At 70.4% G+C, this 23,323-nt stretch carries 22 protein-coding genes and 1 pseudogene; 9 read left to right on the top strand and 14 right to left on the bottom strand.

Features of this window, described 5'->3' with window-relative positions; genetic code table 11:
• Nucleotide 1 precedes the first annotated feature (1 nt).
• Nucleotides 2-805: a hypothetical protein gene (locus OV079_RS29515; RefSeq protein ID WP_267772296.1), complete on the bottom strand. Its 804-nt coding sequence runs from the start codon at nt 803-805 to the stop codon at nt 2-4.
• 86 nt (nt 806-891) lie between these two features.
• Nucleotides 892-1,509 (bottom strand): hypothetical protein, encoded by a 618-nt coding sequence (locus tag OV079_RS29510; RefSeq protein ID WP_267772295.1) that lies wholly within the window; start codon nt 1,507-1,509, stop codon nt 892-894.
• A 705-nt stretch (nt 1,510-2,214) separates the two neighbouring features.
• On the opposite strand from OV079_RS29510, the gene OV079_RS29505 reads away from it, so the two are divergent.
• Together OV079_RS29505 and OV079_RS29500 are read left to right on the top strand one after the other, a co-directional pair.
• Complete coding sequence (locus OV079_RS29505; RefSeq protein WP_267772294.1) at nt 2,215-2,373, top strand: hypothetical protein; 159 nt, start codon at nt 2,215-2,217, stop codon at nt 2,371-2,373.
• 89 nt (nt 2,374-2,462) lie between these two features.
• Nucleotides 2,463-2,822, top strand: a complete 360-nt coding sequence (locus tag OV079_RS29500) for a hypothetical protein (protein ID WP_267772293.1) — start codon at nt 2,463-2,465, stop codon at nt 2,820-2,822.
• Between the two features lie 42 nt (nt 2,823-2,864).
• On the opposite strand, the gene OV079_RS60630 is transcribed toward OV079_RS29500, so the two are convergent.
• The 6 genes and pseudogenes from OV079_RS60630 to OV079_RS29470 all read right to left on the bottom strand — a co-directional run bounded on the left by OV079_RS60630 (nt 2,865) and on the right by OV079_RS29470 (nt 8,333).
• Nucleotides 2,865-4,418 (bottom strand): protein-arginine deiminase family protein, encoded by a 1,554-nt coding sequence (locus tag OV079_RS60630; RefSeq protein ID WP_267772292.1) that lies wholly within the window; start codon nt 4,416-4,418, stop codon nt 2,865-2,867.
• Nucleotides 4,419-4,510: 92 nt separating this feature from the next.
• Nucleotides 4,511-5,299 (bottom strand): annotated as a pseudogene (locus OV079_RS29490) (protein-arginine deiminase family protein); the annotation flags it as partial.
• Nucleotides 5,300-5,384: 85 nt separating this feature from the next.
• Nucleotides 5,385-5,669 (bottom strand): hypothetical protein, encoded by a 285-nt coding sequence (locus OV079_RS29485; RefSeq protein WP_267772291.1) that lies wholly within the window; start codon nt 5,667-5,669, stop codon nt 5,385-5,387.
• Nucleotides 5,670-5,722: 53 nt separating this feature from the next.
• On the bottom strand, nt 5,723-6,163 hold the full coding sequence (locus OV079_RS29480) for a hypothetical protein (protein WP_267772290.1): 441 nt from the start codon (nt 6,161-6,163) through the stop codon (nt 5,723-5,725).
• A gap of 37 nt (nt 6,164-6,200) precedes the next feature.
• A complete protein-coding gene (locus OV079_RS29475) occupies nt 6,201-7,322 on the bottom strand; it encodes an immunity protein Tsi6 family protein (protein ID WP_267772289.1) in 1,122 nt (373 codons plus the stop codon).
• Between the two features lie 9 nt (nt 7,323-7,331).
• On the bottom strand, nt 7,332-8,333 hold the full coding sequence (locus OV079_RS29470) for a PAAR domain-containing protein (RefSeq protein WP_267772288.1): 1,002 nt from the start codon (nt 8,331-8,333) through the stop codon (nt 7,332-7,334).
• A 161-nt stretch (nt 8,334-8,494) separates the two neighbouring features.
• Here OV079_RS29470 and OV079_RS29465 point away from each other — a divergent pair, with 161 nt between their 5' ends.
• The gene (locus tag OV079_RS29465; protein ID WP_267772287.1) at nt 8,495-10,420 is read left to right on the top strand and encodes a serine/threonine-protein kinase; all 1,926 of its coding nucleotides are present in this window, start codon (nt 8,495-8,497) and stop codon (nt 10,418-10,420) included.
• Nucleotides 10,421-10,560: 140 nt separating this feature from the next.
• Here OV079_RS29465 and OV079_RS29460 read toward each other — a convergent pair whose 3' ends face one another.
• Nucleotides 10,561-10,863 carry a hypothetical protein gene (locus tag OV079_RS29460; RefSeq protein ID WP_267772285.1) on the bottom strand — a complete coding sequence of 101 codons (303 nt, stop codon included), beginning with the start codon at nt 10,861-10,863 and terminating at the stop codon, nt 10,561-10,563.
• 1,200 nt (nt 10,864-12,063) lie between these two features.
• Between OV079_RS29460 and OV079_RS29455 the strand changes: the two genes are divergently transcribed.
• From OV079_RS29455 to OV079_RS29435, 5 genes are all read left to right on the top strand, one after another.
• The gene (locus OV079_RS29455) at nt 12,064-13,716 is read left to right on the top strand and encodes an MBOAT family O-acyltransferase (protein ID WP_267772284.1); all 1,653 of its coding nucleotides are present in this window, start codon (nt 12,064-12,066) and stop codon (nt 13,714-13,716) included.
• Between the two features lie 13 nt (nt 13,717-13,729).
• Nucleotides 13,730-15,472, top strand: a complete 1,743-nt coding sequence (locus tag OV079_RS29450; RefSeq protein ID WP_267772282.1) for a GDSL-type esterase/lipase family protein — start codon at nt 13,730-13,732, stop codon at nt 15,470-15,472.
• Between the two features lie 63 nt (nt 15,473-15,535).
• A complete protein-coding gene (locus OV079_RS29445; protein WP_267772281.1) occupies nt 15,536-16,837 on the top strand; it encodes a hypothetical protein in 1,302 nt (433 codons plus the stop codon).
• 9 nt (nt 16,838-16,846) lie between these two features.
• Nucleotides 16,847-17,518, top strand: a complete 672-nt coding sequence (locus OV079_RS29440) for a hypothetical protein (RefSeq protein WP_267772280.1) — start codon at nt 16,847-16,849, stop codon at nt 17,516-17,518.
• The gene (locus OV079_RS29435) at nt 17,482-18,036 is read left to right on the top strand and encodes a DUF4328 domain-containing protein (RefSeq protein ID WP_267772279.1); all 555 of its coding nucleotides are present in this window, start codon (nt 17,482-17,484) and stop codon (nt 18,034-18,036) included. The genes OV079_RS29440 and OV079_RS29435 overlap by 37 nt, the downstream gene beginning before the upstream one ends.
• Before the next feature lie 72 nt (nt 18,037-18,108).
• Here OV079_RS29435 and OV079_RS29430 read toward each other — a convergent pair whose 3' ends face one another.
• The 4 genes from OV079_RS29430 to OV079_RS29415 all read right to left on the bottom strand — a co-directional run bounded on the left by OV079_RS29430 (nt 18,109) and on the right by OV079_RS29415 (nt 21,333).
• A complete protein-coding gene (locus tag OV079_RS29430; protein ID WP_267772278.1) occupies nt 18,109-18,525 on the bottom strand; it encodes a hypothetical protein in 417 nt (138 codons plus the stop codon).
• A gap of 198 nt (nt 18,526-18,723) precedes the next feature.
• Nucleotides 18,724-19,722, bottom strand: coding sequence for a M15 family metallopeptidase (locus OV079_RS29425; RefSeq protein WP_267772277.1), 999 nt, complete (start codon nt 19,720-19,722; stop codon nt 18,724-18,726).
• Nucleotide 19,723: 1 nt separating this feature from the next.
• Nucleotides 19,724-20,425: a phytoene desaturase family protein gene (locus tag OV079_RS29420; protein WP_267772276.1), complete on the bottom strand. Its 702-nt coding sequence runs from the start codon at nt 20,423-20,425 to the stop codon at nt 19,724-19,726.
• Nucleotides 20,426-20,451: 26 nt separating this feature from the next.
• Nucleotides 20,452-21,333, bottom strand: coding sequence for a phytoene desaturase family protein (locus OV079_RS29415; RefSeq protein ID WP_267772275.1), 882 nt, complete (start codon nt 21,331-21,333; stop codon nt 20,452-20,454).
• Nucleotides 21,334-21,559: 226 nt separating this feature from the next.
• Here OV079_RS29415 and OV079_RS29410 point away from each other — a divergent pair, with 226 nt between their 5' ends.
• The gene (locus OV079_RS29410; RefSeq protein ID WP_267772274.1) at nt 21,560-21,751 is read left to right on the top strand and encodes a hypothetical protein; all 192 of its coding nucleotides are present in this window, start codon (nt 21,560-21,562) and stop codon (nt 21,749-21,751) included.
• Nucleotides 21,752-21,771: 20 nt separating this feature from the next.
• Here the strand turns inward: OV079_RS29410 and OV079_RS29405 are convergent, their stop codons facing one another.
• Nucleotides 21,772-22,872 (bottom strand): vWA domain-containing protein, encoded by a 1,101-nt coding sequence (locus OV079_RS29405; protein WP_267772273.1) that lies wholly within the window; start codon nt 22,870-22,872, stop codon nt 21,772-21,774.
• Nucleotides 22,873-23,323: the final 451 nt, after the last annotated feature.

Below are 23,323 nucleotides of genomic sequence, written 5' to 3'. Positions count from 1 at the left end.
CTCACATGTCTCCGTTGATGACGGTGGTGTCGAACCAGGAGCTGCGCCGGATCGCCTGCTCGACGGTCGAGGTGCCGTCGACGACGCGCACGAACGAGTAGCTCTGCCCGACGGCGAGCGGGCTCAGTCGCGGCAGATCGCCGCCCTGATAGGGCGGGACCCCCGGCAGGAGCACCTCGGCGAACGCGTTCTGCTCGTCCCAGCCATCCCGCGGGGGTGCGCCCCACGGCGGGTAGGCCCCGCCCTTTTGGATGGAGTCGAAGTCGGTGTAGCGGGCGAGGTAATGGGCCACGTAGCAGGTGCCGTCGGGGGCCGGCAAGAAGATGTACTTGCTCTCCGACGGGTACTGCTCGTCGGGGTCGAAGGGACGGAAGTAGAGGATCTTCCGGACCGACATCACGAACGGGTTGGGCCCGAACTCGGGGTAGTCGTCGGGCCCCTTGCGCTTGAGGGAGGCCTGGAAGTCGTACGGCGCGTCCATGGTCGGCTCGGCGTCCGCGATGCTCTGCAGCGTCAGGGGCGCGGTGTTGTGCAAGATCCGCATGTAGCCGCCGCTGCTGATGAGGCTGTCCTCGCCGTACCGGTCGATGTCGGCGTTGAGCGCGGCCGCGACGTCGTCGGGCAACGACGCGAGCATGGCCATCTGGTAGGCGTGCGCCGGCATCTTGAACACCGCGGAGTGGTAGATGAGGATCAGGTTGAACGTGAACCCCTCGTCCGAGACGTAGGGGAACGCCCGCGAGAGCACGAAGAACCCGTGCTGGGCGGAAAGACCATCGCTCTGGCTTCGTTGTGGTTGGGACATCGGTCGCTCCTGATGGGAAGGGCCTCGCGCCCGCGGGGCCACGAGGGCCTCCGGGCGCGGGGCGGGGTGGACAGGGTCGGCGCGGGCTAGCCGATCTGCAGGAACGGATCGAAGGAGTAGTACCGCGGCGCCGAGCCTTGATACGAGACGGCGATCTCGACCCGGTACTGCATCAAGCCCCGGTTCAGCGCCGTGAACTTGATGGACGGGACCCGCAGACCGGTGCTCTTGACGATCGAGTTCCGCGTCGTCATGACGCCGATCGGATTGTTGCCGTAATCGATGGTGTTGCGCACCCATCCGGTGCCGGTCTGCGACGTGCTGGGGTCGTAGTCGAGGTAGGGCAGGGTGGCGGGCAGGCTGATGAACTCGGGCAGGTCGATGGGCGTGAGGTCGTCGTTGTTCATCGTGTCGAGCGAGAGCTGGTTGCCGTTGAAGTTCATCGCATTGAACCGCACGACCGCGCACTTGTAGTTGTCCTGCTCCGAGCGGTTCACCGCGTTGATGGACACGTCGTCGCCGAGGGCGATCTGCACGTGCGTCTGCACGTCCGACTGCAGGATGTAGTTCACGTAGAGCACGACCTGGCCGTTGTTGCCGGTGTGGCTGAGCCAGCCGGGGCTGTCCAGGGTGTCGTTGCCGTTGTTGTAGGTGTCCCAGATCGTGGCACAATCTACCGAGAACGTCAGTTTCTGATCCGCCATGGCTTCCTCTCCTTCGATTCGCGCGTCGGCTGGGCGACGCTCGTATGGTTGTGATCCGTCTTCGGGTGTACGAGCGCGCGGCGTCGGTGCCGGCGCTCGTCCCTCTTGCACCCGGTGATATCCGGGCTGTGTGAGGCCGACGCGATGCGGCGCGCGGTGCGGCGCGTTCATGGCGACGCCGCGGCTTTCGCAGCGACCTCGGCTCGCCCGGGCGCGAAGATGAGCCCTCTCCGCGGGTGAGAAGAAAGATCGGAGAATTTTGGATCGCAACGGGAAAGTCGTCGCTCTTTACCCGTGAGCGTCACGCGCCTCCCATCCGCGCGACGAAGCCCGGATTGGCGCGTCTCGATCCACCGATCGGCCCGCAATGGGGCTTCAGGACAATCTCACAGGAAAGAGGAGCCTCTCCATGTCCGAATTCGTCGGAATCGGTGTCGCGCTGGGTCCTGGCGCGCGGCGGCCCGCCCGAGTCATCGTTGGCCCGTCCGTACCTCCGAGTCGAGGGCGCAGCCGGGTCGCCGAGGTTGGCATAGGCCCCGACCGGCCGCCGAGAGCTGCTCCGATGCGGGTCCGGTCCCGGGCGCGGCTCAGCTCCAGCCTGCGGCGGCGCTCGAGCTCGCGCGCCGCGCCGCGCGGCAGGCATTACGATCGAGCGGCGGCCTCGCGCACGCCGACGCTGCACGCGACATCGCCGCAGACGCGCTCGTGGTGCTCCTCGAACGATCGATCTCCTTCGCGCCGCGGAGCATCGTCGCGGCTGCGAAGCACCTCGCCCGCAAGCACGCGCTGCGTCCCCGTCTGTCGGCGCTGATCGATCAGGAGCGCGAGCTCTCCGGGGTCGATCCATCCGAGGAAATCCGCTGAGCCGTGACGTCGAGCCCAGGGTTCGCGCATTCTTCGACGGCTCGACGGCGCGGCTCGAAGGGGAGCTGTGCACGGCCGACATCCCGGACTTGAAGCTCCGGCTCAGCGATGGCGCAGAGCTGTGCGGCCATGCGGCGCTCGAAGGTGCGCAGCGGCTGCTGCTCGCGGAGCGTCATCGCGGCGCGGCGCCACGCCAGGCCTCGAACGCGCGCCGCGCCGTGGCCGCGCTGGAGCGGGACGCGCTCCTGCTGTCCGTCGCCGGGCTGCCGTGGCGCGAGGCGCTCGACCGGCTGGCGGCGCAGGGTGTGGTCGTGACGCGGGACGGCCTGCGAAGCGGCCTGCGAGCGGCACGGCGCCGGTGCATGGGCCTCGCGGCGCATGGCAGCAAGGGCTCCGGCCGCGTCGCAAGCTCTGAAGACGACGGGTGCGCATCGGCTTCTTTGCCGTGAGCGGCGCCCGGCGATCGTCGTCCGAGCCATGCTCGCACCGGGTCAAGGCGGCGGCTTCAGGCCGCCCGCGGCCTCCTGGCGCAGCTTGGACCAGAGGCGCAGGAGCTCCGCGCTGCGCGGGTCGAGGCTGCCGCGGGCGTGGACCGCCGCCTCGACCACGAGCATCCGCGCCGCCAGGGCCGGCTGCACGTCGGCGGTCGGGAGGTCGCGCAGCGTGTTGACTGCCGCCTCGATGAAGTCGATCGGCGCGACCTCTTGCATGAACGTGAGCACCGGCTCGACCGACTCCGTCCGGGGCACGGCGCCGATCATCTCGAGGAACGTGATCACCTTCCAGCGCGGCCACAGGTCGCCGAACTCGAGGATCACCTCCCAGCACAGCGGCAAGATCGCCGGCCCGTAGACATCGCGGGCTCTCATGCGGTACCGGGTCCAGATCCGCGTGATGCCGGTGATCTTCCTGCCCTCGGCGGCGACGTCGACCTGGTCGAGCTCCGCGAGCACCTGCCGATACAGCGCCGCGTGCTCGCTCCAGCCGCGGACGATCGCCGCCAGCGTCCGCCACAGCCAGTCGGGGTCGCCGGCGTACGTCGGCAGGTAGGTCGTCGCCGCCGTCGGGTCGGCGAGCACGAGGTCACGCTGGCGCGCGTAGTCCTCGCCGTGGAGCCCCCGCAGGGCCACGAACTCTGGCCATTTCAGCGTCATACCTGCTGCTCCCACCACCACCGATCGATCGGCGGTGCCCGCTTGCTGTTGGTCCCGCAGTGGATCTCGCCGTAATTGACGTGATACGTGAAGAAGTCGTCGACGAACTCGAGGTCGACGCCGGTCTCGGCCGGCGGCCCGAGCGTGGCGCGGATGCTGTTTCGATTGGCACACCCCGTCGACCTCCGGCCCGAACGGTTTGGGGATCACGAGCCGCACCGTCTTGTCGGGTTTGGTCAATACCAGCATGTTGACCACCCCTGGCGTGTACGCGACAAACAGCGACTCGTCCATCGTGAACAGCACCGGCAGCGAAATGAAGTCGCTGGTTTCCAGGTCGAGCTCGTCCATGAGCTTGGTCTTGATGGCGTCGATGTAGCCCTGCACGACATCCTGCACGTCGATGTGGAATGGGTCGTCGAGGATCGCGTCGACCGAGCGCAGCGGGAAGTTCTGGTCGTACAGCTGCTCCGGCGTCGGTTCATTCGCTGGCCGATCGGGCCGCGGTGGCGGCGGCGTGAGCCGCAGCAGCGGCGCGGAGCCCTGCCGCGCCGCCCTCATGCGGCGCAGGATCGTCAGCGCTTCCGTCGGGCTGGCGAGCGCGACCTTGAACTTCTTGGGCGCGTTCTTCATCGGCACGAACGACATCACCTCGTCGACGTGACCGACCACCAGCCACCCGGTATCGAGCGCGAACGGCTCCTGAACCTGCTGTGCGCGCAGGAAATCGAGGACTTCGGGCTGGATGTTGCGCCGGGCGCCGCCGTCGGGGTGCTCGCCGTAGACCAGGCGGCCGAACTTGTACTCCTTGCCGCGACGGCGGTGGGTGAACGGCGGCGAGCACTCGAGGTTGCCGAACGAGTCGAGGCTGCCGCCAATGGTCGGAGGCATCGCCTGGACCCACTCGAAGCCGGGCTCGAGCATGCGCTCGCGCGGGTAGCGGTCGATGATCCCCCCCAGGGCATCTCGCTGCGATTGTTGGCAGTGCGCAGCACGACCGGCAGGTGGCGCGCCGCCAGCGGGCCGGTGCGCGGCAGGCTCGAGAACCCGATCTCCATCGCGTCCTGCAACCAGCGATCCGTGCCGTACGGCGGCGCTGCGGCCTCCGGCGCGGGCAGCCCGGCCGCGGCGACCTGGGCCGCGAGGTCGCGGCGAAACCCCGCGTTGTCGACCGCCTCGCCGACGTACACCCGCGTCGTCGGGTCGAGGTGGTTGAACGCGATCCACGGCGCGACCCGCAGCCGGGCCTGCTCCTCGTGCGTCCCCGCCCCACCTCGATCGATCCGCAGCTTGATCACGACCTCGCCGGTGAAGCTGCCCTGAGCGTACATCACCGCCTCCACCCCGAGCTCCTTCTCGGTGAAGTTCAGGTCCGGCAGCGGCCAGCTCAGCACCGCCGCGGTGCCGCCCTGAGCCGGGTCGCCGATCGCCGCGCCGAGCACCTGCGTCGCCTCGCTGTTGCGGCTGGCGAACACCCGCACGCGCGCCGCGTCCTCGGCCGAGACCTCGAGGAACCCGCGCCACGAGCCCGGCGCCGGCGGGTGCCCGGCCACGCGCCGGATCACCAGCGGGGCGATGTCGTCGGGGTCGGGCGCCGCGTTGATCTGCCCGTCCTCGTTGTCGCAGCGGCGCCTGCGATCCTCGTCGTCGTTGTTGCACAGGATGATCGCGCCCTTGCTGCCGGGGCCCCACGTCCAGCGGTCGTTGTGGCTGCGATCGTCGTCGACCACGCCGTCGCGGTCGGCGTCGACGTGCAGGTGATACTCGGGCATGCACGCCTCGACCGTGCTGTTCGGGCGGGTCGCCGCCGCCGGCCCGCGCTCGCTCTCCCCCGCTGGACTCCGCTGCCTAATCCCATCACCCCTCCTCGGCCCAGAAGCGATCGAGGCACTCGGTCGCCCCGCGCAGCAGCGCCTCGATCCGCGTCCGTTCGTTCGCGCCCCCGATCTCGGCGAGCGCCCGCCCGGCCCACGTGAATTGCGGATCGCCATGAAAACCGGCGCCGAAGATCACCGAGAGACCGACGAACAGCGCCTGCCCGCGCTCGGTGATCAGCGCGAAGGTCCGCGCCTTCGCCAGCGCCTGCTCGACCGTCCGCGTCAGCGCCGGCGCGCCGATGTCCTCGCACTTGGCGGGGAACACCCGGCGGAGCAGCGCGAGCAGGCGGGCCTGCAGGTCGAGCCCCGCGTCGTCGATCAGGCCGCGTTCGGGCCGGGCGAAGTGCTGCAGCGGGCTGCCGCCCGACCGGGCTGCGAGCGCCCGGCGGCGTCGAGGTCGTCGCCGGCCGTGCGGTCGAGGTGGCGCCAGGCCGCGTCGCGGAGCCGGTCGACCCGCCTGTACTCGTCGTCGTCCGCGCGCAGCGGCTCCACCGCCCACACGTGCTGCGGATCGGTGTCGAAGCCGACGCCGAACATGAGCGTCAGCTCGATGTAGATCCGCGCGCTGCGCTCGGATGCCAGGCCGTAGAGCTCGGCTCGCTTGTGGCCGGCGACGATCAGCTCGCCGAGTTCGGGGTCGCCGACGATCCGTCGGTGCCGCGGGCTGAATCGCTCGAGGTGCGCCGACATGCGCGCCACGAAGTCCGCGAGCGCCGCGCGTTCGAACATCCCCCGCTGCATGGCGCTGATCTTCAACATCGCTCGCCGTCGATCCTCTGCCTCGTCCGGCGCGATCTCACTCGAGGACGCCCATCCGCAGGTCGGGAGCGGGTCGTTCGAATAGGATTACGTCGACTGTCTTGAGAAGTTCCGATCTCTGCTCGGGCGTCATCGCCTCGGCGAAGGTGCGGAGCACCCGTGGGTCGTAGAAGCGAAAGAACATCGGCCTTGCCTCACCCTCGACTTCGACCTTGAGGAATTGGCGAAAGTGACGGCGGACCTTGTCGAAGCCGGCGCCGCTCTCGGCATAGATGCCCCAGGCGTCGCCCCAGCCCTCGGTGACGAGGCGCTCGAGCAGCCGCGAGCTCGGTTGCAGGTGGACGAGGTAGGGGGCGATGTCGTCGAAAGCGCGGCCCAGTTCGCCGTCGTAGAGCGAGGCGTAGGGGTCGATGCTCTCCTCGACGAGCTGGAGGGCGCGGTCGGAGCGGGCGGCGTCGATGATGGCGTAGAGCTTGCCGGTGTCGCGGCGGCGCTCGAGCTCGGTGAGGGCCGCGAGGGCGGCGGCGGAGGGGGCGACGGGCTCGGAGGGCGGGGTGCGGTCTTCCACCAGGAAGCGATAGGTCGTGCGAACTGCGGTCATCCAGCCGCGGTTGGCCATCTCGCCGTACCAGGCGGGCTCACCGGCGATGGAGAGGCGGTGCGAGCCTTCGGCCAGGACGTGGGCGCTGACGCCGTCCCAGACGATCTGAAAGTGCAGGGAGCCAGTGGGGTCGCCATGGACGACGAAGTCGGCGTCGGCGCTGCCGACGGTGCGCGGGACGCCGAGGTCGAGCACCAGCTTGCGGTAGGTCTCGCGCCCGGACCACACCTGCAAGACCCCGCGGCGGCGCACGGGCGGGCCGGAGGGCAATTGCGGGTAGCGGCGGAATGTGTAGTCGATCTCTTCGAGCTGGTCGGCGTACTCGGGGTCGATGCCTTCGAGGTTGCAAGCCGCGAGCGGCCCGAGGGTGGTGCGCAGGCGATCGTCCTCGTGAGGCACGCGGCCCTTCTGGGTCTTCTCGGCGATGAACTGGAGCTGGGCCTCGATCTGCGGCAGCAGCGGCCATCGGGAGGGGTCGAGCGTCCGGGTGCGTCGGCGTGCCTCGTTGAGGACCTCGGCGAAGGCGTCGCGCGACAGGATCCGCATCAGGTCGGCCATGGTGCTGCCTCAGCCGTCACGGCCGGAGACGTCGACGATCCGCGGGACGTACACCTGCGTGCCCGCGCGCGGGAGCTGCTCGCCGGGATCCGCGGCGGTCTTCGGGGAGGTCCAGGTGTCGACCCGCGAGGCGGCGGTGCTCTTGAGGCCGAACGCAGGGGCTTCGCCGGGACCGGCGGCGCGGCTGTCTCTTGGGACATGTGTTCCGCCGGACCCGGGGACGAGCGCGGAGAGCCCCGCTGGTTCGGGCGTCGGGTTCGGGCCGAACGTGAAGTACTCGCCGTCGTCCCCGCCCGAGCCACCGCGCCGGTGAAGCGTGTGGGTCGCGACCGTGATCACCTCGACGGGTTGCGAGAGGTCGATCGCGCGGATGTGCGCGGTCATCCTGCTCGGCTTGAACCTCTCGCCAGCGTGCGCGGCGCAGAACCGATAGGCGACGGCGAGTCTGGCGGCGACCCGTTCGGTGTCGAGACCGTCGTCGCGGTTCGGCTGGGCGGCGAGCCCCTTCTCGTCGAGAAGCGAGCTCGCCAGCGAGCCGCGACCGAGCGCGGCGCCAGGCGGAGGTCGGTCGTCGTCGGCGGTCGCGGTGTGGGGATCGGGCGGGAAGATCTCGGCGGAGTCGTCGTGGGTGTCCATTTCACGGCGCCGGCGCTCGCATTCCTCGCAGAACGGGGTGCCGCGCCGGGCGGCGCCGCGGAAGGTGAAAGCCTGCGTGGAGTCGCCGATCACGACCGTCGGACAGCCGGTGGCGATCAGGTCGCCGGAAATGTGTACACATGGGTCGGACCTGCGGGCAGCGGGGCGACTGTTGATCAGCACGGTCGCCGAGCCCTTCCTGATCTTGTCGGCCGGACCGAGCGGATAGCAAACGACGCTGTCGCCCTCGCGGGCGGCGGGCATGAATCCGATGATCACATTGGCGCTGCCGCTGAAGATCGGACCGCCGACGTGCGGGACGGGCTCGACCTTCGGGCACACGTGGAGGTCGCTGATTCGAGCGGCGTCGGGCATGGATTGGTGATCTTATCATGTTCCGGGCGCGGCGACCGAGACGGGCGCTGCGACCGATGCGCGCGCCCGAGATCGCGCCGCGCGCATGCGAACACGGCGGACATCGAGATCCGCCAATTTACGGACATCGACGATCACGTGCATGCTAAACATTCGTCGGCGTGTCGACCTCGTCCTCACCGCAGATCGGCGAGCGCTTCGCCGGTCGCTATGAGCTCATGTCGCCGCTCCGGAGCGACGGCGCGGTACGGTCGTTCCTGGCGCTCGATCACCATGCGGGCCTCGACGTCGCGCTGTTGCTGCTCGACCCGACGCGGGCGCACCCGAACGCGTGGGCTGCGTTCGCCCGAATCGTCGCTGCGGCGACGGCCGGTAAGATCGCGGGGCTGGTGCTGCCGCAGGGGGTGGTCAGCGCGCCACCGGTGCCGCCGTTCTGCCTGGCCGAGCCGCAGATGTTCCGCGGATTCGACCAATTGCGCGACCAGGGGCCGATGCCGTGGCGGCGCGCCCTGACGCTCGGCGAGCGCGCGGCCGAGGTCCTGCTCGCGGCCCTCGCAGCGACGGGCGTCGCTCATCGGGTCCTGACGCCGTCGCGTTGCGGGGTGACTGTCCGCGACGACGTCCGGGTGCTCGATTTCGGGATGGCCGAGCTGGAGCTCGACCGCCCTGACGAGGCGGGCTATCGGGCGCCGGAGCAGCAGCAAGGCGGCGGCGACGCGCGCAGCGACGTATATACGCTCGCGGTCATCCTGACCGAGCTGATCTCGGGACAGAAGTCGGCCGGAAAGACGCCTCCGCGGCTGCTCTCGCTCGCCGCGGTGCCGCAGTCGGTGGATGCGTTCATGGCCAGGGCGTTGTCGCGAGATCCGGCACAGCGGCCCGAGCTCGCGGCGATGCGCGCGGGGCTCCGCGAATTGCTGAGCGACGGGACGACGCCCGCGGCGGCTCCGCGACATACGCCCAAACCCGAGATTTCCCCGGTCTCGATCCTCTCGGCGCCGCCGTCCGCGAGGCCGCGGACGAAGCCGAGGGCTGGCGATGGATCGGGACCGGCTCTGGCGAATGGAGCGATTCAGCCGGCGCGGCCATCGGCAGCTTCTGCCGCGGCGTCGGCGGCTCCGCTGATGCCCGGATCGGAGGTCTACCGGCTGCGGCCGCCCGCGCTCGACGGCAGGACCGAGCTCCTCCCTCCGGCCTCGCCGACTCCGGCACCTGCGATTCGCGAAAGGACCGAGCTCCTGCCTCCGGTCGCGGCGAAACCTGCGAGCGCCGAAAAATCGAGCTCCTGCCTCCGGTCGCGGCGAAACCTACGAGCGCCGAAAAACCGAGCTCCTGCCTCCGGTCGCGGCGAAACCTGCGAGCGCCGAAAAACCGAGCTCCTCCCTCCGGTCGCGCCGAATCCGGTATCTGCGATTCGTGACAGGACCGAGATATTCCCTCCGGTCGCGGCGAAACCGGCAGCTACGCTCACCGACAAGACGGAGATATTCCCCCCGGTCGCGCCGAATCCGGCGCCTCCGCTCACCGACAGGACGGAGATATTTCCTCCGGTCGCGCCGAATCCGGCCCCTCCGCTCACCGACAGGACCGAGCTCATCCCTTCGGTCTCCCGTTCGACCGAGGTCGTGCGAGCGGACGTCGCAAATGTCGGCGGCCAACAGAGGACCGCGTCCGGAAAGCCGCTCATCGGTCCGCTCGCGTTGGCCCGAGCGAAGGCGAGCGCAGCCGTCCCCATACCGATCCCGCGAGCCACTGCGGGCGACGAGCCGCCGCCGGCGACAATCGTCACACCGCCGATCCCGGCCGATACGACGCTTCTGTTGCCGCCCGAACCGGCAGGCCCGGCTCCGACAGTCGAGCCGCTGTTCGTAGATCGGCGGCCTCGGGAGCCGGTCGGAGTTCAACCGGGCGCCGAGGTTCGACCACCCGCTGCCGAGCCGGCGCCGGCGACGGCAATGTCAGCACCGGCGCAACCGTCGACGAGCTCGAAACCGGCGGAAAAATTGTTCAAGAAGGCGTCGATCTGGATCTGCGTCACTTGCTTCGCGGGGCTCGTCATCGCATTGCTGTGGCTGCTGATCACGTGAGCCTGGCCCGGCCTCGCAGACGGTGAGTCGTCCCCCGCGCCCCCGAGCGCGACGGAGTGGAGCTCGCCCGCGCGAATGGTGGAGGTGCGCCGCACGCCCTGCGCGACGGCGATGAGCCTGAGCGGGTGCACTGTCGTCCGTCAGGGCGCGAACACGACGCACCGTACGAGGGTGAAGGCCGCGTCGCCGCCGTTGCGGGCGCCGTGAACGCGGGATTCGATGGCGCGGGCGAGGGCAGTGAGGGGCGCATCGGCGTGCGCGTCGACGAGCGCGAAGAGCTCGGTGTCGTCGAGGTCGAGCGGCCGCGATGAGGCGAGCAGCACGTCGCCGACCGCGAGCGCGGCCTCGAAGCGCTCGACGGCGCGCCCGCTCGTGGAGAGCATGCCGATCGCGTTGGCGACGACCTCGAACGGCACGCCTTCCAACAGCTGCGGCCCCACCAACTCCTCGAGTGTGTGCTGCCGCGGCGCAGCACCACCGCACGGCCCGAGCCTGCGTGCGCCCCACGCACGTGTGCGCCGTCGAGCGCGATGGCGATGCAGCCGACCGCGAGCGCGAGCGACGACCCCGCTGGCATGGGGACGGCCATCGCCTGGCGATCGAGAGCCACGAACGCTTCTGCGAGGTCGAGGGGCAAGGCGTCGAACTCGACGTTCGCATGGCCACCGAACCACCGATACCGGGCCTCGGGGAGGTCACGCTCGCTGGCCGCGCCGACGAAGGTGGGCGGCGTCGCTGCATCCCCGCGCTGCTTGACGACCGCACGGACGACGCGGCGCGCACCGAGCCAGCCGGTGCCGTGGCCGCACATGCCCTCGGCGACGGCGAGGGTGCTGGTGCTCGCGCCCGCCGCGACCTCGACGAGGTCGCGGTCGGGTCGCACGCACAGCCCAATCTCGACCTGGAGCGCACATGGGGCGCGAGGGTGCATCTTCGAGAGCTTCGCACGGTCCGCCGAGAACTACATCCTTCGGATGCTCGGAGCCGTTCCGCTCGATCGAGTCGATGCCGGGTGCTTCCGGGAGATGAAGGACGCCGTGGAAGCGCGCGAGTCGGGGAGTGCGCGGGGTTCCAGCGGAGGGGCATCGAGCCGAGCTTCGTCGCAACCTCGGCGCGGGTGTCCTCGAGGACAGCAACGAGTCGGGCGAGGATGCGGAGGTCCCGCTCGCGTTCAGAATCCGTTCGGGCGCTTGGGGCGCTGGAGCAGCAGGGCTCGATCGTACGTGGGTTCTCCCTCGGCGCACCAAGCGCGAACCCGAGCCTGGAGGCACCCCCAGCAACAACCTCGCGTCACCGGCCTCGAGGCCGATGGCGGTCTTCCGCTCATGACCTCCTCGGGTCCGTCACCCCAGGTCGACTCACCGGGAGCGGCCTGCCTGTGAGGGCTCTGAAGTGGCTGGCGCGACACGCGGGCGAGACCCCCGCGTGGTGCCCCCATCCAGGTGGACAGGTCGAGGATGGCGCCAGCGAGGCCGCGAGCGGCGCGCCATGACCCGGTGCTCCCGCCGCCGCCGTGCGGGCGGAGGCGCAGGTGTCCCGAATTGCGCCTATAGCGTGAGCGAAGCGCCGCGTGAATTCTAAGGAAAAGTTTCGCGTTCTCGGGCCGCGCGGGTAGCGTGAGCGCCCGACGTCGCCGGCAACCGATGCTCTTCGTCAGCTTCGACTTCCTGCTCTTCATCGTCCCCGTGCTCCTGATCTCGTGGGGGCTGTCGCACGTGCCGGTGATGCGGGTCCTGTTCCTGATCGCGGCCAGCTACTTCTTCTACATGGCGGGGCCCGAGACGGACCCGCTGCAGCCGCCGTGGTACTTCGTCGGGCTGCTGGCCCTGTCGACGGTGCTCGACTACCTGTGCTCGCGCCAGATCTGGCAGCAGCGCGCGGCCTTCGACAGCAAGGACCCGCGGACGAAGGCGAGCGCGGCCCGCGTCCGCAACTTCTGGCTCGGCCTCAGCCTGGTCGGCAACCTCGGGCTGCTCGGCTACTTCAAGTACACCAACTTCTTCCTCGGGGTGTTCTCCGACGTCGCCCACGCGCTGGGGATGTCGGTGGTGGTGCCGCACCTCGAGCTGCTGCTGCCGATCGGCATCAGCTTCTACACGTTCCAGACGCTGAGCTACACGATCGACGTGTGGCGCGGCCGGCTGACGCCGGAGCCGAACTTCCGCAAGTTCGCGCTGTTCGTGGTGTTCTTCCCGCAGTTGGTGGCCGGGCCGATCGTGCGCGCGCACGAGTTCCTGCCGCAGCTGCACCGCCCGCCGCGCCTGTCGGCCGAGACGATGACGCGCGGGATGTACCGCGTGATGATCGGCGTGGCGAAGAAGGCGATCCTCGGCGACTGGATCGCGTCGCAGTTCACCGACGCGGTGTTTGGCGCGCCGGAGAACTACACGTCGCTCGAGATCCTGCTGTCGCTGTACGCGTTCACGCTGCAGCTGTACGCCGACTTCAGCGGCTACACGGACATAGCGATCGGCGTGGCGCTGATGCTGGGCTTCGTGCTGCCGGAGAACTTCGAGCGGCCGTACCAGGCGAAGAACCTCGGCGAGTTCTGGCGCCGCTGGCACATGACGCTGTCGACCTGGCTGCGCGACTACGTGTTCTTCCCGCTCGGCGGCAGCAAGGGCTCGCCGGGGCGGGTGTACTTCAACCTGTGGCTGACCATGTTCCTGGTCGGCATGTGGCACGGGGCCAGCTGGAATTTCATCCTGTACTCGAACATCCACGCGCTGGCGATGGTGTTCAACCGCTGGAACCGGCTGCGGAGGCGCGGGACGGGGACGGCGAAGACGCGGGCGATGTGGGTCACGGGCATGCTGCTGCTGTTCGGCGCGGTGTACGGCCTGTCGACCGCGGTGCTGCAGCTCGGCCAGCCGGAGAGCCTGGGCCTGGCCGGCTTCGCGGTGCTGATGTTCCTGATCGTGGCCCGCCTGCCGGAGACGGGCACCGCGTGGAACACCGCGCTCCACGTGCTGCTGACGTTCCACTTCACGGTGCTGTCGCGGGTGTTCTTCCGCGCCGACGACCTCGACACCTCGCGCAAGATGATCGCGGGGCTGCTCCGCTTCGACGCCCACGGGATCCGCGAGGGCCTGATCACGCCGGCGGTGTGGACGGTGCTGCTGTTCGGGATCGGCTACCACCTGCTGACGCCGAAGGGCCTGGTCGACCGCGAGACGTACGCGGTGTTCCGCCGCCTGCCGGGGCCGCTGATCGGGCTGCTGCTGGCGGCGCTGGGCCTGGCGGTCCACCTGCTGCTTTCGAGCGGGCCGCGGGCCAACATCTACTTCCAGTTCTGAGGGACATGACCTTATGACCAGCAGGACCATGGCCGCGGACGAACACGAGGGGCTCCTCGACGGCGAGGAGCGCAAGGTCAAGGTCGACCTCACGCGCGACGAGGAGCACGCGACGAGCTACCCGCCCGGGACCTTCCGCAAGGCGATCGGGGCGATGATCGGGCTGGGCCTGGCGATCGGGCTGACCTACGCAGTGCCGGCGCCGAAGACCGTGGAGGCGGCAGAGACCGCCCAGGCGCAGGAGAGCTCGGTCGCGGCGTCGCTGGCCGCCTGCGTCACGGCGGCGGCCGGGCCGGAGGGGCTCGGCTGCCTGCACCTGGTGCGGCCGTGGACGCTGGCGACGGACCCGGACACCGGGGAGTTCCTGTACGTGCCGTTCTGGAACCTGATCGGCCGCGAGCTGCTGGGGATGGGCCAGAAGGCGGAGGTCGCCGACGCGGAGGTCAAGGAGGCGATCGCGGTCGCGCGGGTGGAGGCCGAGAAGGCGGAGGTCGAGGAGTTCAAGGAGGTCGAGGTCCGCGCGACGCCGGTGCAGGAGGACGAGAAGGTGCCGCCGCTCGCCCCGCACGAGGACGACGCGCTGCCGGTCGAGGTGCCGCTCGAGCGGCCCGAGGCGCTCGATCGCTTCTACGCTGCGCTGACCCGCACGCAGCTCGGCCTGCCGGGCGCGGTGACGCGGGCGATGCACTACGGCGATTCGGCGATCGGCAACGACGGGATCACGGGGGCGATCCGCAGCAAGCTGCAGGCCCGCTTCGGCGACGCCGGCCACGGCTTCCACCTGCTCGGCCAGCCCAACGCGAGCTACCGCCACCAGGGCGTGCGCTTCGACGAGCGCAGCCAGTGGCAACATTGCTTCATCATCTTCGATTGCAAGAAGGACGGCTATTACGGGGTCGGCGGGACGACCTTCGAGTCGGCCGGGGGCGCGGAGATCCGGCTGTCGACGGCGCAAAAGGGGCCGATGGGCCGCAAGGTGGCCCGCTACGAGGTGTGGTACGCGGGGCTGCCGAAGGGCGGCAAGCTGCGGCTCAAGCTCGACGAGCAGGAGCCGATCGAGCTCGAGACGGCGGCCGATCAGCTCGAAGACCGCTGGCACGTGATCGAGACCGACGACGGCGAACACACCCTGTCGGTCCGCGCGGCCGGCGGCGGCAAGGTCCGCGCCTACGGGGTGGCGATGGAGCGCACGGTGCCGGGCGTGGTCTACGACGAGATGAGCCAGATCGGCGCGCTCACCCGCCGCCTGCTCAACTTCGACCCGGAGCACCTGCAGCGCCAGATCCAGCGCCGCGACCCGGACCTGCTGGTGCTCATGTTCGGCGGCAACGACATGAACACGCAGGGCACGATGGAGAAGTACAGGGCGGAGTACTCGGCGGTGATCCAGCTGTTCCGCAAGGCCGACCCGCAGCTGCCGTGCCTGGTGATGGCGCCGCTCGACCACGGCGAGCGCGACGGCTCGGGCAAGATCGTGACGCGGCCGATCGTGACGAAGCTGGTCCAGGCCCAGCGCGAGGTGGCCGAGACCGAGGGCTGCGCCTTCTTCGACACCTACGAGGCGATGGGCGGCTCGGGCTCGATGGGCCGGTGGGTCCGCTCGTCGCCGGCCCTCGGCGCCGGCGATCTGTCGCACCTGACCCATCACGGCCACAAGGTGGTGGGCGCCATGCTGTACCGCTCGCTGATGCAGGGGTACGTCGATTATCGCAAGCGCGTCGCCGGAACGCCGGTCAAGGCGCTGGCCGGGGATTGACGAAGAGGAGCGCGGCGCGAAATCGCGCCCGCGGCCCCGGGCGAAGCTTGGTACAGTCGCGGCGTGCGAACGACGGTGACGTGGGCCCTCGCGCTGGCCGTGGCCGGCTGCGGCGGCAAGGGCAGCATCCTCGACGAGCTGACGGTCAGCGCCGGTCAGACTCAGGGCCCGACGTACGGGCCATCGGGTGAGCCGGACGACTCGGGCGACGAGCCGACGACGGGTGAGCCGACGACGGGCGGGCCGTCGGGGACGAACCCGATCGACGTGCTGTTCGTGATCGACAACACCGGCTCGATGGCGGACGAGCAGGCGCTGCTGGCCAAGAACATCGCCGCGCTGGTGAACACGGAGCGCGACCTGCGAATCGGCGTCACCACGACCGACGCCGGCAATCCGCGCTGCCCGCAGGCCCAGACGACGCCGGAGAACGGGGCGATGGCGATCCGGAGCTGCGTCCAGCGGGTCGCGCAGGGCGAGTTCTCGTTCAACATGGAAGATTTTTCGTACGCCTGCGACGATGTGTGCGACGTCGAATCGATCGGCCTCGTGCCGACGCCGACGACCGAGGAGCCCGAGGCGGCGGTGCGGCCGTGGCTCGAGCGCACGGGCGGCGTCACCAACCTCGCCGACCAGAACCTGAGCCTGGTGCAGGCGCTGCAGTGCGCGCTGCCGCGGGGCGTGAATGGTTGCGGCTTCGAGTCGCAGCTCGAGAGCATGCGTCTGGCCCTGGTGCGAACGATGGACGCGAACCAGCCGGAGTACGGGTTCCTGCGGCCGGAGGCCGACCTGGTGGTGGTGATCCTGACCGACGAGGTCGATTGCAGCTACAACCCGTTGTTCGACTCCATCTTCAAGGACAACAAGATCTTCTGGGAAGACCCGGAGCGTCCGGACGCGACCAGCGCGGTGTGCTTCAACGCGGGGGTCAAGTGCGAGGGCGGAGCGCCGACGTACACGGCGTGCCCGGCGACCAACTACGACATCGAGGGCAATCCCGACGTCGCCGACGACGACGCGGTGCTGTGGCCGGTGTCGCGTTATACCGATTTGCTGGACGGCATTCAGGCGAGCAAGACCGGCGGGGCGCGGGTGCGGCTGCTGGCGATCGCGGGCGTGCCGGTCGGCTTCGAAACTGGCGAGGTGCCGCTGGTGTTCGCGGACGACCCCGACCCCGCCGATCAGGACATTTTCGGCATCGGTCCCGGCTGCGTGCTGGTAGACCCCAATTTCCCCGACTTCCCGCAGACCGCCCGGCCGCCGGTGCGCATGCTCGAGGTCGGCGCCAGCCTCGGACCGCTCGAGTTCCATTCGATCTGCCAACACGACTACTCCGCGATCGTCGCCACCATCGCCCAGCCCTGAGAGCTCCGCATGTCCGCACGCCAGCACCACTTCTCGTTCGCCAAGAAAGTCATCCCGGCGGAGACGTTCCGCGCGCCCGACCGCATGTTCGCCGAGCTGACCGGGCCGCAGCGCGAGGCGTTCTTGTTCTTCCTGTGGACCGAGTCGGGCAAGGGCCTGGCCGAGGCGCTGCCGCACGTGGGGCTGGCGCCGGGCGGGCTCGAGATGGCGAAGCTCGACGTCGTCGGCCACGTGAAGTCGGGCGACGTCGAGGTCGTGGTGGTGTCGATGCCGCCGGCGCTCAACGCCAACGAGGCGATGTTCCTGGCGCTGGTGCGGCGGGCGGGCGCGCCGAGCGTGTTCTTCTACGAGCGCTGCGCCGACCTCGGGACCGGGCAGGTGCACGCGAACGAGGCGGTGCTGGCGGAGACGCGGCCCGACGGCAGCCGCAGCAACTACGGCTTCCACGAGGGCCTCGACCTGCAGGCGTTCAAGACCCAGCTCGAGAAGATCCTCGGTGTCTCGCTGGCGGGCCTCGAGAGCAGCCTCGAGCCGGTGACGGCGGCGGCGTTCGTGGCCGCCGGCGGGCGCGCACGAGCGGGGGGCGGTCGACGATCCGGCGCCTGCCGGAGGCGACGGGGCCGAAGCCCGGCGGGCTGCTCGAGGTGCTGCTGCTGGTGCGCTTCGCCCTGCCGCTGGTGATGTTCGCGCTGGCGTACACGGTGCCGTCGCTGAGCTATCAGCTGTGGCCGGTGATGGGGCCGCTTTACACGCTGCTGTCGCTGGTGATCGGGGTCGCCCTGCTGGTGTTTCTTTACAAGGTGTACGCGGCGAATCGCGGCAAGGCGCCGTTCGGGCCGGGGATGGCGGTGGCCGGGTGGATGATCCCGGTGGTCAACTTCTTCATGCCGCCGCTGATCGTGCGCGGGGCCTACAAGGCGGTGGTCGGGGCCGGCGCGGGCCTGATGGTGCTGGTGTGGTGGCTGGCGTGGCTGATCCAGATCGCCAACGAGATGATGCGGGGGATGCGGGCGCAGCTCAGCCGCGTGGACGGGGGCGACTGGTACATGTCGTTCCCGGCGGGCGGCGGGTTCCATCTGCCGGAGCCGGCGGCCGACTTCTACATCATGACGAGCTCGGGCATCGGCGGGCTGCTGGTGGTGGCCGCGGCCTACGGGATCCTGTGGCACCTGGTGCGGACGATCCGCGCCAAGATGTGATTTCGCTTTTTCACAAAGAAGCAATGGTGGCAGTCGGGCTCGCGCCATTCGGCGAGCCCGACGCGGCTGCGATCAATCGCGGCTGAAGCGGCGCCACAGGCCGAAGCCGACGCCGAGGCCGAGCAGGATCAGGATGCCCAGGGGGACGCGGTAGAGCAGCGGCTTGCCGAGGTCGTCGACCTTGACGCCGAGCAGGCCGGCGGCGTCCTCCGGGGTCAGCTTCCACACGTTGTCGCCGTGGTAGAGGCAATACTTGCCGTCCCAGGTCCACAGGTCGAGCCAGAACACGCCGAAGTGACTGTAGAGATAGCCGACCCGTACCTCGTGGCCGGTGGTCTCGTCGGCGAACTTCTTGGCGTCGCCGGTGAGGTCGTCATAATGCAGGACGCTCTCGCCGTGGGTGATAAGGACGATGCCCTTGCCGGCGTGGGCCTCGCCGGCGGTGAGGGCGACGCCCGCGAGCGCGAGCGCGGGGAGTGAAACGGACAACAGTGGGCGCATTCGGACCTCCGCCGGCGATGCTCCCAGCGCGCCCCCCGAGCTGTCAAACGAGGGGTCGATGGCCGCGGAGGAAGGGCGGTGAGCGAGGGCGGGAGAACGAGGTTCGGTCGCGGGGGGCCGGAGTGGGGCGGAGAATTCGTGCGAGTCGACCGGAGATCGGGCCGGCGTAGGCGCTGGCGCAAAAGATCAGGGGGCGGGCTGGTACGCGACGTCGAGCGCGGCGGCGTCGGGGTCGCGGAAGGTGAAGTGCCACCATTCCTTGTCGTAGGGGGTGAAGCCCTGCGCCTGCATGATTCGACGCAGCCGCCGGCGATGGGAAAGGGCGTCGCCGCCGGCCCGCGCGTAGTGGCTCTCGGGGCCGAAGTGGTCCCAGGCAGTGCCCATGTCGAGCGGCTCGCAGGTGCCGGGCCGGGCGAGGGTGAGGTCGACGGTGTCGCCGCGGTTGTGACCGGAGCGCCGGGCGATGTAGCCGTCGTCGACGAGCCGCCGAAGGCCGCTGCGCTCGGCCCACTCGACCATGGCGAGGCTGGCCCGCGCGGGGCGGTAGGCGTCGTAGACGAGGAGGGTGAGGCCCTCCGCGCTCACCGCGGCCTGGACCTTCGCCAGCGCGCCGGCGGGGCGGGGCCGCAGCCAGGCGCCCGCGGCGGCGTAGCCGGGCAGGACCGCGCCGGTGAAGTTGTCGGCGGTGGCGTAGCGGATGTCGAAGCAGGCGCCGGGCAGCGCGGCGCGCAGGTCGACGAGGCCCGGCGGCGGAGGGCCGACGGGTGAGATAGCTTTCGGGACAGGCGGCGCGGGGCGGCCGGGCTCGGGGTCATGGGCGAGAGGCGAGCGGCCGGGCGCCGGGCTGTCCTCGGGGACATGTGGTGAATCGGGGGCAGAGGGCCGGCCGGGCTGTGAAAGATCGGCGGGGCGGGACTGGATGTCCCCGGGGACAGGGGATGTCTCGTCCGGATGATCGGAGCCGGCGGGCGCTTGCCCGGGGACGGAAGAGTCCGCGGGGACGGCCGATGCGCCGGCGCCGGCAGCCGTCCGACCGGTCGCAGCGGGGACGGGGGCCGAGCTGTCCCTGAGGACATGGGAGGGAGCGGTCGGCGGCGGTCCGGCGCACGCGACGACGAGGAGGCAAACGGCCGGGCGCCAGCCTGCAGCGAGGGCGCGGACGAGGGCGAGCGTCGCGCGGGGCATGTCAGAGGCCGCGGAGGAGGCGGGTGGCGCCGAGCGGGTCGACCGCGGCGGCGGCGAGGGCTCCGCCCATCATGGCGCCGATGACCCCGACCGTGGCGACCTCGCTGCCGGCGAAGAAGAGGCCGGGGATCTTGCTGCGCGGCCGCAGGTAGGGGTTGGCGAACCGCTCGGGGGTCGGGAGGATGCCGTAGATCGAGCCCTGCATCGGCCGCGCGAAGGTCTCGGTCGACAGCGGGGTCGAGAGCTCGACGTGGTCGAGCATGGGCCCGAGGCCCGGAAGCTTTTTGAGGAATTGCGCGAGCAGGTGGTCCTGCAGGACCTTTTTGAATTGATCGTAGTCGTCGCCGCGGCGCATCCAGCGGGTGCCGAGCCAGCCGGAGAAGCGGTCCCACGGGACGAAGGTGACGACCTCGCCGGTGTGCCGCTGCTCGGGGCCGGGGTCGTAGGCGGGGTCCTTGAGCGAGGGGAAGCTGCAGTACAGGACCGGCGCGTCGGGGAGCCGCTCGGGGTCGGCGATGTCCCAGGCGTCGACCTCGGTGTCCCAGGTATCGTAGTACCATTGATTGGAGGCACCGGCGCCGGCCGAGCGGATGTCGCCCTTGAAGCCGAGGTACAGGCAGACGTGGGCCGGGGCCGGCGGCAGCGCGCGCACGCTGGCGGCCCAGCGGGTGTCGGCGACCTCGCGCGGGAGCAGCCGCTGCACGGTCGAAGAGACGCCCGCCGCGCTGATCACCCGGCGGGCGCGAGCTCCTCGCCGTCGCGCAGGCGCACCCCGACCGCGGAGCCGTTCTCGAGCACGATCTGCGCGACGTCGGCGGAGATCCGCGTGTAGCCGCCGGCGTCGGCGACGGTCTGCAGCAGCTCGCGGGCGATCGCCGAGGAGCCGCCGACGGGGTAATAGCCGCCCCACTGGAAGTGCTTGGTGACGAGCGCCTGGATCGCCAGGGAGGCCCGGCTCGGGGTGGCGCCGTGGTAGGCCCACTGGGCGGCGAGGACGGTCTTGAGCCGCGAATCGTCGGTGAGGCGGTCGAGCGCGTGCTTGGCGGTCTCGCCGAAGGCGCGGCGGGCTGTCCTCGTGAACATGTCCATGAGGACATGTGCGGACGGCGGGGCGAGGCGGGCCAGGTAGTAGGCGCGCATGGCCGCCGAGACCTCGCGGACGCGGGCGAAGTAGGCGTCGACGGCGTCGCGCTCGGCCGGGAAGGTGTCGTGCAGGAGGGCGCGGAAGGCCTGCGGGTTGTCGGGGAAGCCGAGCTGGAGGCCGTCGGGGAAGACGAAGGCGTCGTAGACGGGGCCGAGCGAGGCCCACTGCAGCCGGCGCCCGGTGAGCCCGGCGAGGAGCCGCCCGGGCATGCTGCGCTCGGTGACCTCGCCGACGGCGTGGACGCCGACGTCCCAGTGGTACTTGCCGCGCTTGAAGCTGTGCGTGAAGCCGCCGGGGACATAGTGCTGCTCGAGCACGAGGACGCGCTGGCCGAGCGCGGCGAGCATGGCGGCGCAGGTCATGCCGCCCATGCCGGAGCCGATGACGATGCTGTCCCAAAGTGCAGGTGCGGCGAAGCCGGACGGGAGGTTCTTCGACCAGGGGTGACGCACAGGGCGGTCGGACATGCGCGCCCAGCATACAGCGCGCGGCGGCCGCGGTGGCGGAAGGCCGCAGAACGGCGGCAGAGGCCGCCAGAGCCGCGAGCGCGGGCCTGCCCGGGCGGCGGCCGCAGCGACGCCGGCGAGCACGACGGTACACGGGCCATGGACGGGGCCTGTGCGGGCGATCGCGCGATCCGGAGGGCGCACGGGCCCGATCGGTCCCACGCTCGAGCCGAGGAGGTCACACACGATGACGCCGCTCGTCCTGTTGCTCCTGCTGTTTACCGGCTTCGGGCTGTTCGGGGTGCTCAGCGATCGTGCTCAGCGCGCAGAGGCGCTGCGCCGCGGACGCGAGGAGCGCCGCACGACGCTCAAGGACTTCGTGGTGCCGGTGGTGCCGGTGCGGCACCGGTGGCTGCGGCCGCGAACGCATCGCGGGTGAGCGGCGCGCCCGAGGTTCGTTCAGCCGGGCGGGACGACGACGCCGCAGGCGCACTTGATCGAGACCTGGACCTCGCCGTTCTGGATGGCGTCGCAGGCGTCGCCGACCAGCTCGACCTCGCCGGGGTTGTTGAGCTGCCAGCCGTTCTCGTCGCCGAACGGGATGGCCTCGCCGTTGACGTAGACGGTGCACTGGTCCTCGCCGCCCTCGGAGACCGTGCCGTCGAGGGTGAGCTTGCAGTCGCGGACGCCGTCGACGATGTCGGCGAACGCGTCGGCGAGGGCCTGCGCGTCGTCGGCCTTGTAGAACGGGGCGTCGGGGTCGCCGTTGCCGACGCCGGCGCCGGCGTTGGCGACGTCTTGCAGGTGCTGGTCGCTGACCTCGTTGCCGACGCTGATCACGTAGGTGCGCACGCCCTGCCCGAACGCGGCGGCGGCGGCCTCGACGGACTCGTCCTGGCCGTTCTGCGGGTTGGGCTCGGCGCAGGTGTCAGGCTCGCCGTCGGTGGCGAGGACGATGATCTTGGTGCCCTCGGAGGGGTCCATGACGAGGGTCGGCGTGACCGCGGCGATCGACTCGCCGGTCGGGGTCTCGTCCTCGGGCTGGCTGGCGTCCCACGTGGCCGCGATGGCCTGGTAGTTGTCGAGCGCGGGCGGGGTCTCGGTGATGACGGGACACTCGCGGCCGCCCTGGTTGCCCTCGAAGCTGGTGTAGAGCGCCATGCCGAAGCGGACCTGGCCCTCGAGCTGGGGGACGAGGCCGTCGTCGGGGTCGAGCAGGGCGTTGTAGACGGCCTCCCAGCGGTCGGTGTCGCCGAACTGGGTGGTCATGCTGCCGGATTGATCGATGAGCAGCAGGACGGTGGGGATCTGCGGCTCGAAGGTGACGTCGGCGTCGGCACACACGCTGGTGTCGCTGCCGTCGCTGTCGGTCTCGCTGCCGGGGCCGACGGGGAGGTCGAACTTGACGGCGCCGTCGGTGGTCGTCCCGGTGGTGGTCGGCCCGGTCTCGGTCGCGGTGACGCTGGTGATCCCAGGGATGCCGGTGGTGCTGCTGCCGGTATCGGTGTCGGTCCCCGGGGTGCCACCGACGCCGCCGCAACCGCTCAGCGCCGCGACCATTGCCCACATTGTCCCGCATGAAATGCTAATTCGCGCAAGCATCGAGGCAAGCATAGTGAGGTCGACGCGACGCGCTAGCCGGATTACACCTGCCGCTTTCCTCGTGCCTCGACGGGGTTCGCGGAACCTCGCTCGCTAGCGATGGCTGCGCGCGCGCGTATAGCCCGCAGCGCGCTCGCGCAGATCATGCCACATCGCGCTCGCATCGACGACGCGGGGCAAATGCTCGATCGGGGCTCGATCGCCGTATCGCGGCACTTCACGGCCTGCAGGCGCGACGGCGGCCTGCTACGCGCGAGCGCGGGCGCGAGCGGTGAGGCGCTCGTGCGTCCGCGAGGGCGGGGTCGGGGATTCGTCCTGTCGTGCGCGGCCGACAAGCAATGCGGCAAGACGGCGACGGGTGCCTGGATTGCTGTCAATGTCGCGCCGAGGCGCGACGCAGGGCGATCCT

The sequence above is a fragment of the Nannocystis pusilla genome (assembly GCF_026626665.1).
Lineage (GTDB): Bacteria > Myxococcota_A > Polyangia > Nannocystales > Nannocystaceae > Nannocystis > Nannocystis pusilla.
This window is presented reverse-complemented; position numbering and strand designations above follow the sequence as displayed.

Coding starts and splice junctions, on each gene's coding strand:
- OV079_RS29515 (WP_267772296.1), bottom strand. CDS start 805: ATGTCCCAACCACAACGAAGCCAGAGCGATGGTCTTTCCGCCCAGCAC.
- OV079_RS29425 (WP_267772277.1), bottom strand. CDS start 19,722: ATGCCCCGCGCGACGCTCGCCCTCGTCCGCGCCCTCGCTGCAGGCTGG.
- OV079_RS29480 (WP_267772290.1), bottom strand. CDS start 6,163: ATGTTGAAGATCAGCGCCATGCAGCGGGGGATGTTCGAACGCGCGGCG.
- OV079_RS29475 (WP_267772289.1), bottom strand. CDS start 7,322: ATGGCCGACCTGATGCGGATCCTGTCGCGCGACGCCTTCGCCGAGGTC.
- OV079_RS29455 (WP_267772284.1), top strand. CDS start 12,064: ATGCTCTTCGTCAGCTTCGACTTCCTGCTCTTCATCGTCCCCGTGCTC.
- OV079_RS29415 (WP_267772275.1), bottom strand. CDS start 21,333: ATGTCCGACCGCCCTGTGCGTCACCCCTGGTCGAAGAACCTCCCGTCC.
- OV079_RS29470 (WP_267772288.1), bottom strand. CDS start 8,333: ATGCCCGACGCCGCTCGAATCAGCGACCTCCACGTGTGCCCGAAGGTC.
- OV079_RS29440 (WP_267772280.1), top strand. CDS start 16,847: ATGTCCGCACGCCAGCACCACTTCTCGTTCGCCAAGAAAGTCATCCCG.
- OV079_RS29450 (WP_267772282.1), top strand. CDS start 13,730: ATGACCAGCAGGACCATGGCCGCGGACGAACACGAGGGGCTCCTCGAC.
- OV079_RS60630 (WP_267772292.1), bottom strand. CDS start 4,418: ATGCCTCCGACCATTGGCGGCAGCCTCGACTCGTTCGGCAACCTCGAG.
- OV079_RS29410 (WP_267772274.1), top strand. CDS start 21,560: ATGACGCCGCTCGTCCTGTTGCTCCTGCTGTTTACCGGCTTCGGGCTG.
- OV079_RS29510 (WP_267772295.1), bottom strand. CDS start 1,509: ATGGCGGATCAGAAACTGACGTTCTCGGTAGATTGTGCCACGATCTGG.
- OV079_RS29405 (WP_267772273.1), bottom strand. CDS start 22,872: ATGGTCGCGGCGCTGAGCGGTTGCGGCGGCGTCGGTGGCACCCCGGGG.